At 53.6% G+C, this 14,141-nt stretch carries 22 protein-coding genes and 1 pseudogene; 17 read left to right on the forward strand and 6 right to left on the reverse strand.

Features of this window, described 5'->3' with window-relative positions; translation table 11 throughout:
* Positions 1–24 precede the first annotated feature (24 nt).
* Together VSR74_RS06040 and VSR74_RS06045 are read right to left on the reverse strand one after the other, a co-directional pair.
* The gene (locus tag VSR74_RS06040; protein ID WP_347793863.1) at positions 25–747 is read right to left on the reverse strand and encodes a transglycosylase SLT domain-containing protein; all 723 of its coding nucleotides are present in this window, start codon (positions 745–747) and stop codon (positions 25–27) included.
* Between the two features lie 2 nt (positions 748–749).
* Entirely contained in the window at positions 750–1,100 is a 351-nt protein-coding gene (locus tag VSR74_RS06045) for a putative holin (protein ID WP_016191696.1), read from the reverse strand.
* Positions 1,101–1,279: 179 nt separating this feature from the next.
* Between VSR74_RS06045 and VSR74_RS06050 the strand changes: the two genes are divergently transcribed.
* Positions 1,280–1,537, forward strand: a complete 258-nt coding sequence (locus VSR74_RS06050) for a hypothetical protein (protein ID WP_347793864.1) — start codon at positions 1,280–1,282, stop codon at positions 1,535–1,537.
* Positions 1,538–1,557: 20 nt separating this feature from the next.
* Here the strand turns inward: VSR74_RS06050 and VSR74_RS06055 are convergent, their stop codons facing one another.
* Complete coding sequence (locus tag VSR74_RS06055; RefSeq protein WP_120262320.1) at positions 1,558–2,118, reverse strand: DUF2441 domain-containing protein; 561 nt, start codon at positions 2,116–2,118, stop codon at positions 1,558–1,560.
* Positions 2,119–2,367: 249 nt separating this feature from the next.
* Here VSR74_RS06055 and VSR74_RS06060 point away from each other — a divergent pair, with 249 nt between their 5' ends.
* Positions 2,368–3,138: a DNA adenine methylase gene (locus VSR74_RS06060; protein WP_347793865.1), complete on the forward strand. Its 771-nt coding sequence runs from the start codon at positions 2,368–2,370 to the stop codon at positions 3,136–3,138.
* 59 nt (positions 3,139–3,197) lie between these two features.
* Here VSR74_RS06060 and VSR74_RS06065 read toward each other — a convergent pair whose 3' ends face one another.
* Together VSR74_RS06065 and VSR74_RS06070 are read right to left on the reverse strand one after the other, a co-directional pair.
* The gene (locus VSR74_RS06065; RefSeq protein WP_347793866.1) at positions 3,198–3,629 is read right to left on the reverse strand and encodes a hypothetical protein; all 432 of its coding nucleotides are present in this window, start codon (positions 3,627–3,629) and stop codon (positions 3,198–3,200) included.
* A gap of 35 nt (positions 3,630–3,664) precedes the next feature.
* On the reverse strand, positions 3,665–4,075 hold the full coding sequence (locus VSR74_RS06070) for a helix-turn-helix transcriptional regulator (RefSeq protein WP_057060452.1): 411 nt from the start codon (positions 4,073–4,075) through the stop codon (positions 3,665–3,667).
* A gap of 89 nt (positions 4,076–4,164) precedes the next feature.
* On the opposite strand from VSR74_RS06070, the gene VSR74_RS06075 reads away from it, so the two are divergent.
* From VSR74_RS06075 to VSR74_RS06140, 14 genes and pseudogenes are all read left to right on the forward strand, one after another.
* Positions 4,165–4,389, forward strand: coding sequence for a helix-turn-helix domain-containing protein (locus VSR74_RS06075; protein ID WP_032636378.1), 225 nt, complete (start codon positions 4,165–4,167; stop codon positions 4,387–4,389).
* Positions 4,386–4,691, forward strand: a complete 306-nt coding sequence (locus VSR74_RS06080) for a helix-turn-helix domain-containing protein (protein WP_020803508.1) — start codon at positions 4,386–4,388, stop codon at positions 4,689–4,691. Before VSR74_RS06075 ends, VSR74_RS06080 begins: the two co-directional genes overlap by 4 nt.
* A 9-nt stretch (positions 4,692–4,700) precedes the next feature.
* Positions 4,701–5,612: a DUF3102 domain-containing protein gene (locus VSR74_RS06085; RefSeq protein WP_347793867.1), complete on the forward strand. Its 912-nt coding sequence runs from the start codon at positions 4,701–4,703 to the stop codon at positions 5,610–5,612.
* Positions 5,613–5,615: 3 nt separating this feature from the next.
* Positions 5,616–7,385 carry an integrase gene (locus VSR74_RS06090; RefSeq protein ID WP_347793868.1) on the forward strand — a complete coding sequence of 590 codons (1,770 nt, stop codon included), beginning with the start codon at positions 5,616–5,618 and terminating at the stop codon, positions 7,383–7,385.
* A gap of 10 nt (positions 7,386–7,395) precedes the next feature.
* The gene (locus VSR74_RS06095; RefSeq protein ID WP_347793869.1) at positions 7,396–8,562 is read left to right on the forward strand and encodes an ExeA family protein; all 1,167 of its coding nucleotides are present in this window, start codon (positions 7,396–7,398) and stop codon (positions 8,560–8,562) included.
* Positions 8,563–8,564: 2 nt separating this feature from the next.
* On the forward strand, positions 8,565–8,834 hold the full coding sequence (locus tag VSR74_RS06100; RefSeq protein ID WP_347793870.1) for a hypothetical protein: 270 nt from the start codon (positions 8,565–8,567) through the stop codon (positions 8,832–8,834).
* Between the two features lie 17 nt (positions 8,835–8,851).
* Entirely contained in the window at positions 8,852–9,463 is a 612-nt protein-coding gene (locus VSR74_RS06105; RefSeq protein WP_006118595.1) for a DUF3164 family protein, read from the forward strand.
* Positions 9,464–9,542: 79 nt separating this feature from the next.
* Positions 9,543–9,731: a hypothetical protein gene (locus VSR74_RS06110; RefSeq protein WP_055312239.1), complete on the forward strand. Its 189-nt coding sequence runs from the start codon at positions 9,543–9,545 to the stop codon at positions 9,729–9,731.
* Positions 9,728–10,024, forward strand: coding sequence for a nucleoside triphosphate pyrophosphohydrolase family protein (locus tag VSR74_RS06115; RefSeq protein WP_032438819.1), 297 nt, complete (start codon positions 9,728–9,730; stop codon positions 10,022–10,024). The genes VSR74_RS06110 and VSR74_RS06115 overlap by 4 nt, the downstream gene beginning before the upstream one ends.
* A complete protein-coding gene (locus VSR74_RS06120; protein ID WP_055312237.1) occupies positions 10,011–10,700 on the forward strand; it encodes a DUF2786 domain-containing protein in 690 nt (229 codons plus the stop codon). The genes VSR74_RS06115 and VSR74_RS06120 overlap by 14 nt, the downstream gene beginning before the upstream one ends.
* Positions 10,697–10,912 carry a hypothetical protein gene (locus tag VSR74_RS06125; RefSeq protein WP_347793871.1) on the forward strand — a complete coding sequence of 72 codons (216 nt, stop codon included), beginning with the start codon at positions 10,697–10,699 and terminating at the stop codon, positions 10,910–10,912. Before VSR74_RS06120 ends, VSR74_RS06125 begins: the two co-directional genes overlap by 4 nt.
* The gene (locus tag VSR74_RS06130; protein WP_347793872.1) at positions 10,902–11,330 is read left to right on the forward strand and encodes a gp16 family protein; all 429 of its coding nucleotides are present in this window, start codon (positions 10,902–10,904) and stop codon (positions 11,328–11,330) included. The genes VSR74_RS06125 and VSR74_RS06130 overlap by 11 nt, the downstream gene beginning before the upstream one ends.
* On the forward strand, positions 11,327–11,716 hold the full coding sequence (locus tag VSR74_RS06135) for a Mor transcription activator family protein (protein ID WP_001281697.1): 390 nt from the start codon (positions 11,327–11,329) through the stop codon (positions 11,714–11,716). Before VSR74_RS06130 ends, VSR74_RS06135 begins: the two co-directional genes overlap by 4 nt.
* Before the next feature lie 161 nt (positions 11,717–11,877).
* A pseudogene (locus tag VSR74_RS06140) lies at positions 11,878–12,456 on the forward strand (mechanosensitive ion channel domain-containing protein); the annotation flags it as partial.
* Here VSR74_RS06140 and rlmF read toward each other — a convergent pair.
* Entirely contained in the window at positions 12,453–13,379 is a 927-nt protein-coding gene (gene rlmF / locus VSR74_RS06145; RefSeq protein ID WP_347793873.1) for a 23S rRNA (adenine(1618)-N(6))-methyltransferase RlmF, read from the reverse strand. The pseudogene VSR74_RS06140 and the gene rlmF sit on opposite strands and share 4 nt — an antisense overlap.
* Positions 13,380–13,473: 94 nt before the next feature.
* Between rlmF and VSR74_RS06150 the strand changes: the two genes are divergently transcribed.
* Entirely contained in the window at positions 13,474–14,091 is a 618-nt protein-coding gene (locus VSR74_RS06150) for a flavin reductase family protein (protein ID WP_347793874.1), read from the forward strand.
* Positions 14,092–14,141 lie beyond the last annotated feature (50 nt).

A 14,141-nucleotide genomic window follows, 5' to 3' on the forward strand; every position in this document is an offset into this window, starting at 1 on the left:
CGCCATGGCAGTTTTTTTAGCAGGCTAGTCCACACAGCTGCCGCCTCCCCAGGTGAGATAACGGGGGGCCAGCTCCCGAAGGATACGCTGCGGGTAGTGGCGGTTCTCGCGCCAGTTGGCGGCGCTGCGCCCGGCATTGACCGTGGCGACATGACCAAACCAGCGGGTGCTGTCCAGCCCCTGCTGCGAGGCCAGCCTTTTGTCCCGCTGTACCCAGCCCAGACCGCCGTTATAGCCAGACAGAGTCATGGCCATGCGCTCACAGCCGTTGGCGGCGCTGACGCGCTGCCACAGCCAGCGGTCATAGCTAACCAGCGCCCGGATGGCCCACGCCGGATTAAACGGCTCACGGCTGTTAAGCCCCGGCATCAGTTGACTTATCCAGTCAGCGGTGGCGGGCATAAACTGCGCCAGCCCCTGAGCGCCAACCGGCGAAACCGCATCAGGTCGCCAGCCGCTTTCCTGATGCAGCTGCGCGGCGAAGTCGGCCACTGGCGCAGACATTCCCCATTCAAGCCGGGCATTACGGATCACATCGTCGCGATACTGCAGCGCGGCCTGCGGAGGCTGGGCTGCGCGGGCCTGACTGAAGAAGCCGCCACACCAGAGCAGCCAGGCAATAACCAGGTTGCCAGCGAGCTGCCACCAGAAGCTGTATTTATCGTTGCGTGGCTCGCCATGCTTGATGGCGGTTACGCCCAGACCAAAGGCAAGCAGGATGATGAGGGTGATTTGAGGCCAGTTCATGATTACAGCCCCGTCGCTACGGCCAGACAGACTGCGGCAACAATCAGCGCACGGCGGATTAGCGCAGCGGAAAAGACCAGGTGAAGGCCAGTCTGGACGGGGAAGCGACCATCAGCCATCAGCCTGTCATCATGCTTCAGGTACTGACCGGGACGGGCTTTGGGGAAAAGCGAACGGTCAAGCCAGTAGCCCAATACTGCCGCCAGCGTGATGAGTGACAGCTTGTAGACAACCACTGGCAGCTGCTGGGGCGATACAAGACCGATGGTGCCGAGCAGCAGCACTGAGGTCAGCAGCCAGCCGCTGAGACGGGGCTTTTTAACAGGGGGAATGAATTTTTTCAGGTTTTTCATGGTGCGTCTCCTTGTTGTGTGGGAGACAGCATCACAAATGTCGGGGGAAAGGGATTTTAAACAGCGTTAATAGTGATGCGATGGGGCAAAACGCATGATTACTTTGAAAGAACGACAAGACTGATGCACCAATACCTGGCTGGCCAACAACCACAGATATTTCTTTGAAGGGGAAACGTATGACTTCGGCAACTGCTAAATCCAGCTCACTCTGTCTGATGGGGATCACCTGCGATGAGTATGAAACTGCGGCAAAAATTTACACCCTCAGCGTCAATGCTGACAATCTTGCAGAGGCAATAAGAGAGATGCAAACCGCGCTTGAGCAGGTGGAGAAAACGCCACGAATACTCCATGAAAATAAGCTAAAAGGAATACTCATTGGACAGATAAGACTGACCATCAGCGCCAATCCAAAAAGCAGATCGGCTTGCTAACTATCTGGCCGTCATATTGCTCATTCCGTTACCCGCCTGCCTGTTGATGCCGGAAGAGGGATCAGTATCTCCCAGAATGGTTCTTCACCATTTGCATGTGCAAGACTTTTACCTGACCAGTAAAGATGCGCCCGACGATATATATCCAGAATCGGGCCATCACTGTTAAGCAGCCTCATATCACCACGGTGAACAGGGTTCTCGTTCCTTACTTCATATATCGGTGCTGTCCGTATTCCATCATCACCACGCTCATTGGCCAGCAATTCCCTGAATTGTTTAACCTCGCTGATTTCCTGACAGGCAAACAGCGACTGATATCGGGACGGTTTATCAGGAAAGTTGCTACGCCGTACAAGTTCAAGGATGAGACCAATCAGTAAGGCGCTGTCCCTTTGGTGGTCTTCATCGAAAAGCGCAGGATTATAGAGATAGTTATAGCCGTGCTTCGACAACCCATCGGGATGTATTTGATTAAGGAATTCAGCCAACTCCGGCTGTTTGGGGGTGTGGTGACGCAGCGTTATCTCATGAAATGGAAACAGACTCTTTGCAGAATCGAGCGTGTAATACTTTTCCAACGGAAGGTACATCCTTATCAAATCAGCTAAATGACGTGCTCTTATGCCGCCATCCAGTAAACCGCATTAATAGCCGCCGAACATCCCAAAACCGCATCCTGGCAGTGAAAGAACGACCAGTCCGGTGCTCGAACACCGGACTGGTCATCAACCCACAGGTATGCACTGTGAGCCGACCAGGGTTCAGTCAGTCTCGCGAGACCAGACTAGCCTGCCATATTTTCACTGATTGCAAAAGGCTTACGGATAATGAAAGAACAATCTTTACCCATCGTTCCATGGATTGGCGGCAAACGTCGTCTGGCTAAGCATATTCTGCCGCTGTTCCCGGCCCATACCTGCTATGTGGAGCCGTTCTGCGGAGCAGCTGCGCTCTATTTTCTTAAGACACCCAGCAAGATCGAAATCATTAACGATATCAACGGCGAGCTGGTGAATCTGTATCGGGTGGTAAAACATCACCTAGAAGAGTTTGTCCGCCAGTTCAAATGGGCACTGGTCAGCCGTCAGATTTACAAATGGCTGCAGGATACGCCGGAGGAGACACTCACCGACATACAGCGTGCGGCCCGGTTCTACTACCTGCAGAAACAGGCATTTGGAGGCAAGGTCGCCGATCACACATTCGGTACCTCTACAACCAGTGCGCCGCGCTTCAATCTGCTGCGTATTGAGGAAGAACTGTCGATGGCACACCTGCGCCTGTCGAGAACGCTGATTGAGCATCTGGACTGGCACCAGTGCATAGAGCGATATGATCGCCCGCATACGCTGTTCTACTGTGACCCACCTTACTGGGGAACGGAAGGCTATGGTGTGGAGTTCGGGCTGGAAAACTATGATCACATGGCAGAGCTGGCGCGGAGCACCAGAGGGAAGATGATTATATCGGTGAACGATATCCAGGAAATGCGGCAGGCGTTCAATGGACTGAACATTCAGACAGTTGATATCAGCTACAACTTGAAGGTCACAGGTAAAGCTACGCCACGGAAAGAATTGGTGATTTCTAACTTTTAACAGTTAGGTTGATGAAGGAGGTGTCACCTCTTAGCATCTCCTTCATCCAGCTAGCGGTTTTATTCTTTATTGAGTTTTAGGATCATATCCCCACTAGGGACATCCATTTTGTCGAGACAAACAGACTGGCAGGCTGATTTAGATATTTTAACTTCTTGCGCATTATTCGATATAAACAAAAAACAGTTATGCCCAGATGCAGCATAATCATTTGGAATATTATTGTCGTCTTTAATATGGAATTGCACTGTTGTTACTGGTCGTATGCTGTCCTCAGACACTTCAAATTTTTCGAAGTCAGCTGCGTATTTATCCAGTCCAGGACACTGTTGGCGAATAAAAGGCAACTCGCGCTTCACAATCGGATTATCGGTATTAACACTGAAGACTGAGTGCTCTACAGATGGGCTTTGAGCCTCAGCAGGGTCAGCATTATCGCCACACCCAGCCAAAAGAAATATCGTCGGTAAAAGAAACTTTCGTATAGTCATATTATTAACCCGTCAATGTTCTTAATGGGAACAAATTAGCCCACATTTTTTAAATTATTTAGCTGTGCGGACAGCTCTTGGATCTGTTTTTCCATCTCAATCACACGCTGTTTTTCTTCAGCGCCTCGCATAAGGTCTCGTCGAACCTCAGGGTCTAGCTGATTTAATAATTCAAGCATTTTAAGGTCCGCTTGACTGAAGCTTTGAGTTGCTGATTCAACCTTCGATACCTCCTCCTCTCCCTTACCTGTGAGTAACCAGTCAAGAGAGACTCCTCTCTCCTCGGCTATGTTTATGCAAATTGAATAAGGCACAGAGTCTCGCTTTCTCCAACTGGCTAAAGTCTGTCTGTTAACGTTCAGCACCCGAGCCAGCTCGCTGTCGTTATCAACATTAAACAGTGACATGAGTCGCAGAAGCACTGCATCAACGGCCTTTTTATTCATTTCAAATAAATCTCACTTGAGTTATTCATTTTGAATAAGTACACTTATTCATATTGAGTACATCATAACCCAATAGGAACACGGTGCATATGAACAAACAGCAAGTTCGAGCACGACTGGTTGAACGGGGCAGCAGCCTGCGTCAGTTCGCGCTTAACGCGGGCTATGAGCCACGAACAGTCACTCAAGCGGTAAGCCGCTGGGCTGGCAAAAATGAACTTCCTCGCGGACGTCTGACCTATCGCATTCTGCGTGATTTATCAGTCGTGATCGGCAAAGAAGTTACACCGGGCATTCTTCAGGAGGCGTCATGAGCAAAGCAAATGTATCCAGTTCTGGGTCTCGCATTCTGCGCGTTCTTAAAGCGTTGCGTGGTCACGCTCTGAATGGGGTTTCTAACGGTGAACTGGCATCAGCTCTGGGCGAGTCCCCGGCGAATATCAATCGGGCACTCAATACCCTTATCGAAGAGGGATTGGCCCTCAAACTGGATAACGGGCGTTTTGCCCCTGGAGTCCAGCTCTTACAAATCGCCATGGCGCACAGTACCGAAATGGCGCGGGCGCAGGATCGTATTAATGAAATCAACCAGCGTGTTATGGCTGGCAGTCGCTAAGGAGTTGAAATGGGACGCACAAAATCACAAACAGTTGAACTAATGGAAGATGCACCGCTGAGTGATGGCCTCAACGTTAATCTTAACGCCATGACCGAACATCGCCTTGAAATCATGCAGCAGTTTGGTGATGGGCTGCCGTATGAACGCGATCGTATTGTCCATGAAACACGTTTTTATATGGCCCAGAGTGCAGAAGCCATGCTAGAGGCGGGTAAGCGACTGGTAATTCTCAAGGAGAATGAACCTCACGGCGATTTTATAAATATTCTCGAAAATGACCTCGGCCTTGAGCCGCGCGTCGCACGCCGTATGATGCAGGCCAGTGTGAAATTTTTGGGTAATGGCGATCAGAATTCAAAACGGACAGCGCTGACCGTTTTAGGTAAGACCAAGTTGTATGAACTGATGGTTCTGGATGACGAAGAACTCGACGCATTAGCTGATGGTGGAACCGTCGCTGGGGCAACGCTTGATGATATTGATCGCATGACAAGCCGCGAACTGAAGGCTGCCCTACGCGAAGCCCGCGAAACCAACGCAGCACAACAACGTGTACTCGCCGACAAAAACGAAAAAATCGACTCACTCTCCACAAAACTGGAGAAGAAATCCCGTATCCAGCCACCCAAGCCTGACGAAGAAGTGAAGAAGATGCGCGCGGAAGTGACGGCGTTAGCGGTTGAGGCTGAATCTGCCATCGCCGTTCGACTGTCCAGCGCCTTTGAAACCCTGTGTGCATACTGCGCTGAAAACATGATTGATACACCCAGAGACTTCATGGCGGGTCTGGTCTGCCAGCTGGAAAGCACCGCGCGTAGTCTGCGCTCCACATTTGACCTGCCGGATGAGCCGACAGGTAACGCCGCCCCTTCATGGCTGACTGAACCGACGCCACAGATTAACGGGCAGGAGGCATAACCGATGAGTGCCGCCCTGACTGAACGACTGGTTTATGTTGCCCGCGCGGCACGTGACGCGGGGCATGGTAAGCGCGGTGCGATATACGACGCCGCCTGCGCTGAACTGGGCATGTCCCGCGCCACCCTGCTGCGCAAGCTGAAGGAGGTATCAGTGACTGACAAACGCAAAAAACGCGCCGATGCCGGGCGCAGCGCCCTGAGCCGCGACGAGGCCGCGCTGATCTCCGCCACGCTGCGCGAGGCCACCCGTAAGAACGGTAAACGCCTGTATTCCATCGCGGATGCGGTGGAGACTCTGCGGTCAAACGGCTTTATCACTGCTGGCAGAACGGACGAGGCCACAGGCGAGTTTTTCCCGCTGTCCGAGGACACCATCAGCCGCGCCCTGCGTAACTATGGTCTGCACCCTGAACAGCTTGACGCACCGGCCCCGTCATCCGAGATGGCCAGCCTGCATCCCAATCACGTCTGGGAGATTGATGCATCACTTTGTACGCTTTACTACCTGAGCAACGGCCATAAAGGGCTGCAGGTGATGGACAGCGCGAAGTTCTACAAGAACAAGCCTGCCAACCTTGCACGCATCGCCAGTGACCGCGTGTGGAGTTATGAGATCACCGACCATACCAGCGGCTGGATTTACGTTGAGTACGTGATGGGCGCGGAGTCCGGTGAAAACCTCTGTTCTGTTCTTATCAATGCCATGCAGGAGCGTGGCGGTGCTGACGTGCTGCACGGTGTGCCGAAAATACTCTACCTCGACCCCGGCTCGGCGAACACCGCTGGCATGACGAAAAACATGTGCCGTTCACTGGGTATCAACCTGATAGCGCACAAGCCGCATAACGCCCGCGCCACCGGGCAAGTGGAAAAGGCCCGTGACATTATCGAGCGCAAGCTGGAGCCGGGTCTCAAGTTCCAGCCGGTTCACAGTCTGGAAGAGCTGAACGCGCTGGCCGTGAAATGGCGCAGCCACTTTAACGCCACGGCAGTTCACAGCCGCCACGGTAAAACCCGCACGGATATCTGGCTGAAGATTACCGCTGACCAGCTGAAAAAAGCGCCATCCGTTGAGCTATGCCGTGAACTGGCGGTGGCCGCACCTGAACTCCGTAAGGTCACGCCAAAACTGCGCGTCTCGTTCCGGGGCAATGAGTTTGACGTTTCGACGGTACCGGGCGTACTGGTCGGCGAAAAACTGATGATTACCCGTAACCCGTGGCGCAGCGATGTGGCGCAGGTGGTACTGACCGGTGAGGATGGCCACGAGACGTTCTTCCTGGTTGAAGAGGTCAGAAAGAACGAGTTTGGCTTTGCCGAAAGCGCGGCGGTATTTGGCGAAAACTACAAAGTCCTGCCGGAGACCCCGGCGCAGACGGCTGCAAAAGAAATCGAAGAGCTGGTCACCGGCACCGATAACGCCGCGGATGCAGCTGCTGCACGCAAGGCGAAGGCGCTGCCGTTCGGCGGGCGACTTGACCCGTACAAACATATCGACGACACCACGCTTCCGGCCTATATGCCGAAGCGTGGTCAGGCTTCAGACGTACGCGGGCCGCGTATTGAGCAGCGTCCGATGACCCATGTGGAGGCCGCGAAAGCCCTGCGCGAGAAGTTCAGCGCTAACGGCCACACCTGGACGCCGGATCATTACCGCCAGTTAACGGCGCAGTACCCGGATGGCGTACCGGAAGCCACGCTGGATGAGGTCATGGTCACCCTGACCACTCCGGCCCGCAACAGCGTTATCAGCATCGTTAATGGTAACTGAGGAGGAAGGCATGCTGGTACTGAAGCAACAACTGAAAGAGGCACGCATCCCGCAGGCGGTGGTGGCAAGAGCCGTCGCCGTTTCCGAGGCCACGCTGGCCCAGATTGTGAACCATAACGAGTGGCCCCGCACCAGCACGGAGGAGGTGCGCCAGCGTCTGGCGTTATATCTGGAAAGTCAGGGGATTGATACAGCGAAGAGTTTTGATGCTGCACAGGGCGCTGCCACGCCCCGTACAGCGGGTACTACCGATAAAACCAACCTCAGTGAGGAAGAGAACATGTTACTCAAAAAGCAGGTGTTATTTCCAGCAACCAAAAAAGCGTTTGGCCTTTTCCGTGACCCGTTCGCCGATGAAGCCATGCAGGGCGCGGACGATGTGTTCACCACGCCGGATATCCGCTACGTGCGTGAGGCACTGTTCCAGACCGCCCGCCATGGTGGCTTTCTGGCGGTTATCGGCGAGTCTGGCGCGGGTAAATCCACGCTGCGCCGCGACCTGATTGAACGCGTCAACCGCGAGAACGCGCCGGTGATTGTTATCGAGCCATACATCATCGCCATGGAAGATAACGACGTGAAGGGCAAAACCCTGAAGGCGGCAGCTATCGCCGAGGCCATTATCAGCACCATCGCGCCACTGGAGAGCATCAAACGCAGCCAGGACGCCCGCTTCCGCCAGCTGCACCGCGTCCTGAAGTACAGCAGCCAGGCGGGTTTCAGCCACGTTCTGGTGATTGAGGAGGCCCACAGTCTGCCCATCCCGACGCTGAAGCACCTCAAACGCTTCTTTGAGCTGGAATCCGGCTTCAAAAAACTGCTGTCCATCGTGCTGATTGGCCAGCCTGAGCTGGCGGACAAACTGTCCGAACGCAACATGGAAGTCCGTGAGGTCGTCCAGCGCTGCGAGGTGGTTGAACTCCTGCCGCTGGACAACAGCCTCGAAGAGTTTCTGACGTTCAAACTGCAACGTGCCGGTAAGCAGCTGACCGACATCATGGACGCCAGCGCAGTGGAAGCCATCCGTGCCCGCCTGAGCAATCTGGGCAGCAACCGTAAAAGCATGGTCAGCCTGCTGTATCCGCTGGCCGTCAGTAACCTGGTGATAGCCGCCATGAATCTGGCTGCTGAAATCGGGGTTCCGCAGGTCAACGCTGACGTCGTCAAAGGGGTTTAAACATGAAATCCATCGCCGATATCAACCAGCAGATGTACAAAGTCCAGTCCGCCATTATGGCGCTCAACGCCATGAATCTCACAATACAGAGCGTGATGATTGCGGGCAGTAAGCCGGTTATCCGTATTGCCAGAAACGGACATTGCTACTGCCTGCTGGAACAGGGGAAAGCGAGTTATACCCATGTTGGCCATGACAGCTCAGGGCGCTTCCGTCAGGGCGTCTTTGAGTTGCATGGCTGCCGTATTACCTGGTCAGAGTCATTACATTAACCATAAGGTGAACAGAGATGAGCGAAGTAAATAAAGAAGACTACATGAAAGACCGCAAGGGGCGTCTGGTGCCGGTTGACCAGGTGTCTGACTATGACCTTGCGATGGATTCTTTCGTTAAAGAACAGGTTGCCGCCGCGAAAGTTAAACGCGATGAACTCAGCGACTTCAAGCGTCGTGCCTTTGACGAGTGCTATGCCTGGCTTGACCTTGTGGCCGAGAAGTACGGCAGAACGCGTGGCGGTGCCAAAGGCAACGTGACCTTCAGCAGCTTCGACGGTGCTCAGCAGATCACCATCCGCGTGCAGGAAACCCTGACCTTCGGGCCAGAGCTGCAGATTGCCAAAGATCTGATAGACGAGTGCGTCACCGAGTGGTCGGAAGGCGCAAATGCCAACCTGCGGGCCATCATCAGCGATGCTTTCCAGGTGGACAAAGAGGGCCAGCTTAATACCGGACGTATTCTTTCCCTGCGCCGCGTCAAGATTCAGGACGAGCGCTGGAACCGTGCTATGGAGGCCATATCGGAATCACTGCAGGTAGCAATGTCCAAAACCTATATTAATTTCCGGGAGAAAGATAAACACGGGAAGCTAATTAATATTCCGTTAGATATCGCTGCCATTTAATTTTAATTCAATTTCTTTTTTATTTCGGCGTCAGTGCCGTGGGCTTCTGCACGCCGAAAACAGCATTGAGGAATAAATCATGTCCATCAAATGTTCCAACTGTAAGAAAGGTATCACCACCCTGAAGTTCAGCGACGCCAGCGTCATTACCTCTGGCAAATACCATGTGCCAGCCGTCCTCATCACGCTGGTATGCCCTCACTGCAGCCAGCATTACTACACCGAAGTTCCGGCCATGGAGTTCATCCCCTGCGAGGCAAAAAAATGAAAGGCATGAAATTATATAACCGCTCCACTATATACAATCTGGCCCTGAAAACCTTTGGCCCCGAAGCACAGGCGCTGAAGCTGATGGAAGAAGCCGCCGAGCTGGCCGCTGCTGCCGCCCGCAACATGAACGGACTGGGCAGTGAAGTTGATCTGGCTGGCGAACTGGCTGACGTTGAAATCATGATTGAACAGTTCCGCCTCAACGGGATGGGCCTGATGATTGATTTTCATAAGCAGAAAAAGCTGGAACGCCTTGCCGAACGCCTGGGGGTGACTTATGCCGCAGAATAATGAAAAGCTGCTGGAGAAGTTAAAAAAGCTACTTGCGCTGGCTAAATCCGATAACCCCCATGAAGCGGCACTGGCACTGCAACGCGCCCAGAAACTGATGCAAGCCTATAACATCACCCAGGCTGACCTCGCACTCAGTGATATTGATGAAAGCGTCAGTAACTACTGGGCTGCAGGTAGCGTAAATCCGCCGCGTTACATGCTGGGTCTGCTGGACATTATCCAGGTGGCATTTGGCGTTAAGTCTATTATTCACTCCGGCTTTAAACCCAGCGTTGGCTTTTACGGTAATAAAGACCGGGTTGAACTGGCCTCATATACATGGGAGGTACTGGCCAGACAATTAATCATGGCCCGTAAAAACTATATTCGACAGCAGAATAAAAGGATCAAAAACACGACCAAGACCAGCCGTGGTGACAAATTTGCCGAAGGGTGGGTTCTGGCCGTGCGTAGCGAGGTTCATTTATTTGCTATGTCCCGTGAAGAACGGGAGCTGGCAAGCCTCTGGCTTGAACAAAAATACCCTGATTCAGGAACAACCTCTGGCCGCAAAGCCGGTAAATCCCGTGACGCGGACATGTCCCGCCACATCGGTTACAGAGAGGGAGAAAACGTCCGTCTGCATCAGCCTGTCAGCGGGCAGGAACAGCGGAAGCTGGGGAGTAGCTTATGATGGCTGAATCTATTGTATGTGCCCTGTTCTGGTATGGTCTCGTGGGGTGGTGTACCGCTGAACTACATCGCCGCTCAGGGGTTTACTCACGTTACAGCGGTGCCGGACACTGGATCAGTTGGGCCGTTATGTTCCTGTGCTGGCCTGTAGCGCTTCCTTTATATGTCGATTATATCGGTGGCGCAGGTAGAAGGAGCGGCGATGATGACTAGGCAGCGTCTTATTCAACTCATCCATATTGCCCGCAATGACCTCCAAATGGATGAGGACACCTACCGCCAGATGCTACAGGGGCTGACCGGCAAAGCCTCAACCAAAGGGATGGATACCCCACAGCTAAACCGCGTACTGGAATCCATGAAAAAGAAAGGCTTTCGCATTAAGCCTACCGGGAAAGCCAGGCCCGGCTTACCGCTGGATAGCCATCCGCAGTCAAAGAAAATCCGTGCGCTATGGCTTGAAATGGCTGCAGCAGGCGTCGTCCGTGACAGTTCAGAGCAGGCGCTGGCGCTATGGGTTAAACGGGAAACGGGCATCAGCGCGTTACGCTGGCTCAGCAATGAGCAGGCAAGTGGCGTGATTGAGAAACTGAAGAAGTGGCAGCGCAGAGCTGCGGGGGTGAAGCAATGAGCGACCTGAATCAGTTTCGTAGTAAAGGGCCGGAACTGTTGGTGGAACTGGCACAGCATACTTCTGAGACCGTCCGCGAGATTATTGATATCGAACCCGCTGTTGCCGACCAAATTGGTCAGGCTGTCGCGAACCGCATGATGCAGGTCTGGGGCGGACAAAACGTCTATTTTCCGATGGGCATGGTCTGGAAGGTCAGCCAGCGCGACCGGGAAATCTTCCTGGAGTTTGACGGGCGCAATCATCACGAACTGGCCCGCAAATTTGGTGTTTCACTACAGTGGGTTTACAGCGTGGTGAAGCGGGTCAGAAAAGAAGAACTGGATCGGATGCAGGGCAAACTGTTTGATGGCGAACCTGATGCCGATACGGGGAAAAAGGAGTAATATCTGCAATCAGGCTGGTACGAGTTCTGTTTTTTTCGGGCCGGTCTGATTTTCACATACTGTAAGGTTATTGCATATTCCATCCAGTCTCTTCCCATGTTGACCCAGTTCTTCCCATAATTATCTCACCTAGTCCCTGTCATTTATCTCAAGTCTAATCATCTTTCGGTGCGCAGACGCTGGTGAAAGATATTATTACCGGGGTGTTTATTCAGTTCGAGAATGGAATGAACACGGGTGACCTGGTCACCATTGGGCCGTTAACCGGCACCGTTGAACGTATGTCGATTCGCTCAGTGGGGGTTCGTCAGGATACCGGGGCTTACCACATTATTCCGTGGTCTTCGATCACGACTTTTGCCAACTTTGTGCGCGGAATTGGCTCCGTTGTGGCAAATTACGACGTCGACAGGCATGAAGAGACGGAAAAAGCCAACCAGGCGCTGAAAGCGGCGGTCGATGAGTTGATGCAAATGGACGATATTCGGGGGCTGGTTATCGGTGAACCGTCGTTTGCCGGGATAGTCGGGCTCACCAACACCGCCTTCACGCTACGCGTCACTTTCACCACGCTGCCGCTAAAACAGTGGTCGGTGCGCTTTGCGCTCGACAGTATGGTGAAAAAACACTTTGAACTCGCAGGCGTTCGCCCACCGGTACAGACGTATCAGGTGTTGCCAGCCCCGACGAATGCAACCCAACCGGAAACCGGGCTGCCGCCGGCGGAGCCGACGCTTTAGCGTTTACGCGCCAGGAAACGGCGACGCTGGTCGTCGTCCATAAAGGTCCAGGCAATGAAGCGGCTCTGCTTCTGCCCCTGGGCCATCTCCTTTTTCACCACTTTCACCGCGCCAACTTCGGTCAGTGCGCGGTAGAGCGGCGGCAGATTTTCGCCTTTCGACACCAGAGAAGTAAACCACATGACCTGACGGGCAAAGTCGCGGCTTTCAGCAATCATCTTTTTGATAAACGCGACTTCACCGCCTTCACACCACAGCTCCTGCTGCTGGCCGCCAAAATTCAGCGCGTCATTGCGATCCTGGCCCAGATTACGACGTTTGCGCTCGCCGCCTACCCGTGCCGCGGCGGCGGAATCATGGAACGGCGGGTTGCACAGGGTGGCATCGTACTGTTCATTCTTGTGAATAATGCCGTTGAACATGGATTCATTATCTTTCTGACGACGCAGGCGGATCATGCGCGTCAGTGACGGGTTGGCGCTGATGATGGCCTGTGCGCTGGCAAACGCCTGCGGGTGCGTCTCACTGCCGGTAAAACGCCAGCGATATTCATGCGCGCCAATCAGCGGATAGATACAGTTAGCCCCCACGCCGATATCCAGCACATTCGCGCCCTGCACCACATCGCCATTGTCATCGGTCAACAGATCGGCCAAATGGTGGATATAGTCCGCACGACCCGGCACCGGCGGGCATAAGAAGCCATCCGGAATATCCCACGAGCTCACACCATAAAAGTGCGCCAGCAGCGCTTTATTCAGGGTCTTCACCGCCAGTGGATCAGCGAAGTTAATAGTTTGCTCACCGGCCGGATTCAGGGTGATAAAACCACTCAGTTCCGGACTCGACTGGCACAACGCAGTAAGGTCGTAGCGGCTATGGTGACGGTTGCGCGGGTGTAAACCCGGTTTTTGGGCATTCATGACTTTCTCCTGTCTTAAGCGGCGTAAGATACCCGTTGACGGCGGCGCGGTAAATAAGGGACTCTGGAATACCTTTACAAATAACAGGTGCGTTATGTATTTCTATGAACCCTCTCAGGGACACGGGCTGCCGCACGACCCGCTCAACGCCATTGTTGGGCCACGCCCGATTGGCTGGATATCCTCGCAGGATGCGCAGGGGAAACGCAATCTCGCTCCCTACAGTTTCTTTAACTGTTTTAACTATCACCCGCCGATTATCGGCTTTGCCAGCAGCGGATGGAAAGATAGCGTACAGAACATTATGGAGACCAAAGAGTTTGTCTGGAACCTGACGACTCAGGATTTAGCCGTCGCCATGAACGAAACTTCGGCCACGCTGCCGCATGGGGACGATGAGTTTGTACGTGCGGGCTTAACCGCTGCAGCCAGTCGTGTCGTTCGTGCGCCACGCGTGGCGGAAAGCCCGGTCAATTTCGAATGCCGTTTATCCCAGTGCATCCAGTTAACATCCGCTGATGGCGTGCCTGTTGATACCTGGCTGGTGTTAGGCGAAGTGGTCGGTATTCATATTGATGAATCCCTGCTCGAAGAGGGTATCTATCAAACCGCCCGTGCAAAACCAGTGCTCCGTGCTGGCGGCCCGTCAGCCTACTACACCATCGATGAAGCTCACCGTTTCGATCTTATCCGCCCTGACTCACGTCGTTAGCAATGAAATCAGTCACTTGTATGTGGCTGATTTGTCAGCATTTCGTCAAG

The organism is Pseudocitrobacter cyperus (genome assembly GCF_039889165.1).
GTDB classification, from domain to species: Bacteria; Pseudomonadota; Gammaproteobacteria; order Enterobacterales; family Enterobacteriaceae; genus Pseudocitrobacter; species Pseudocitrobacter cyperus.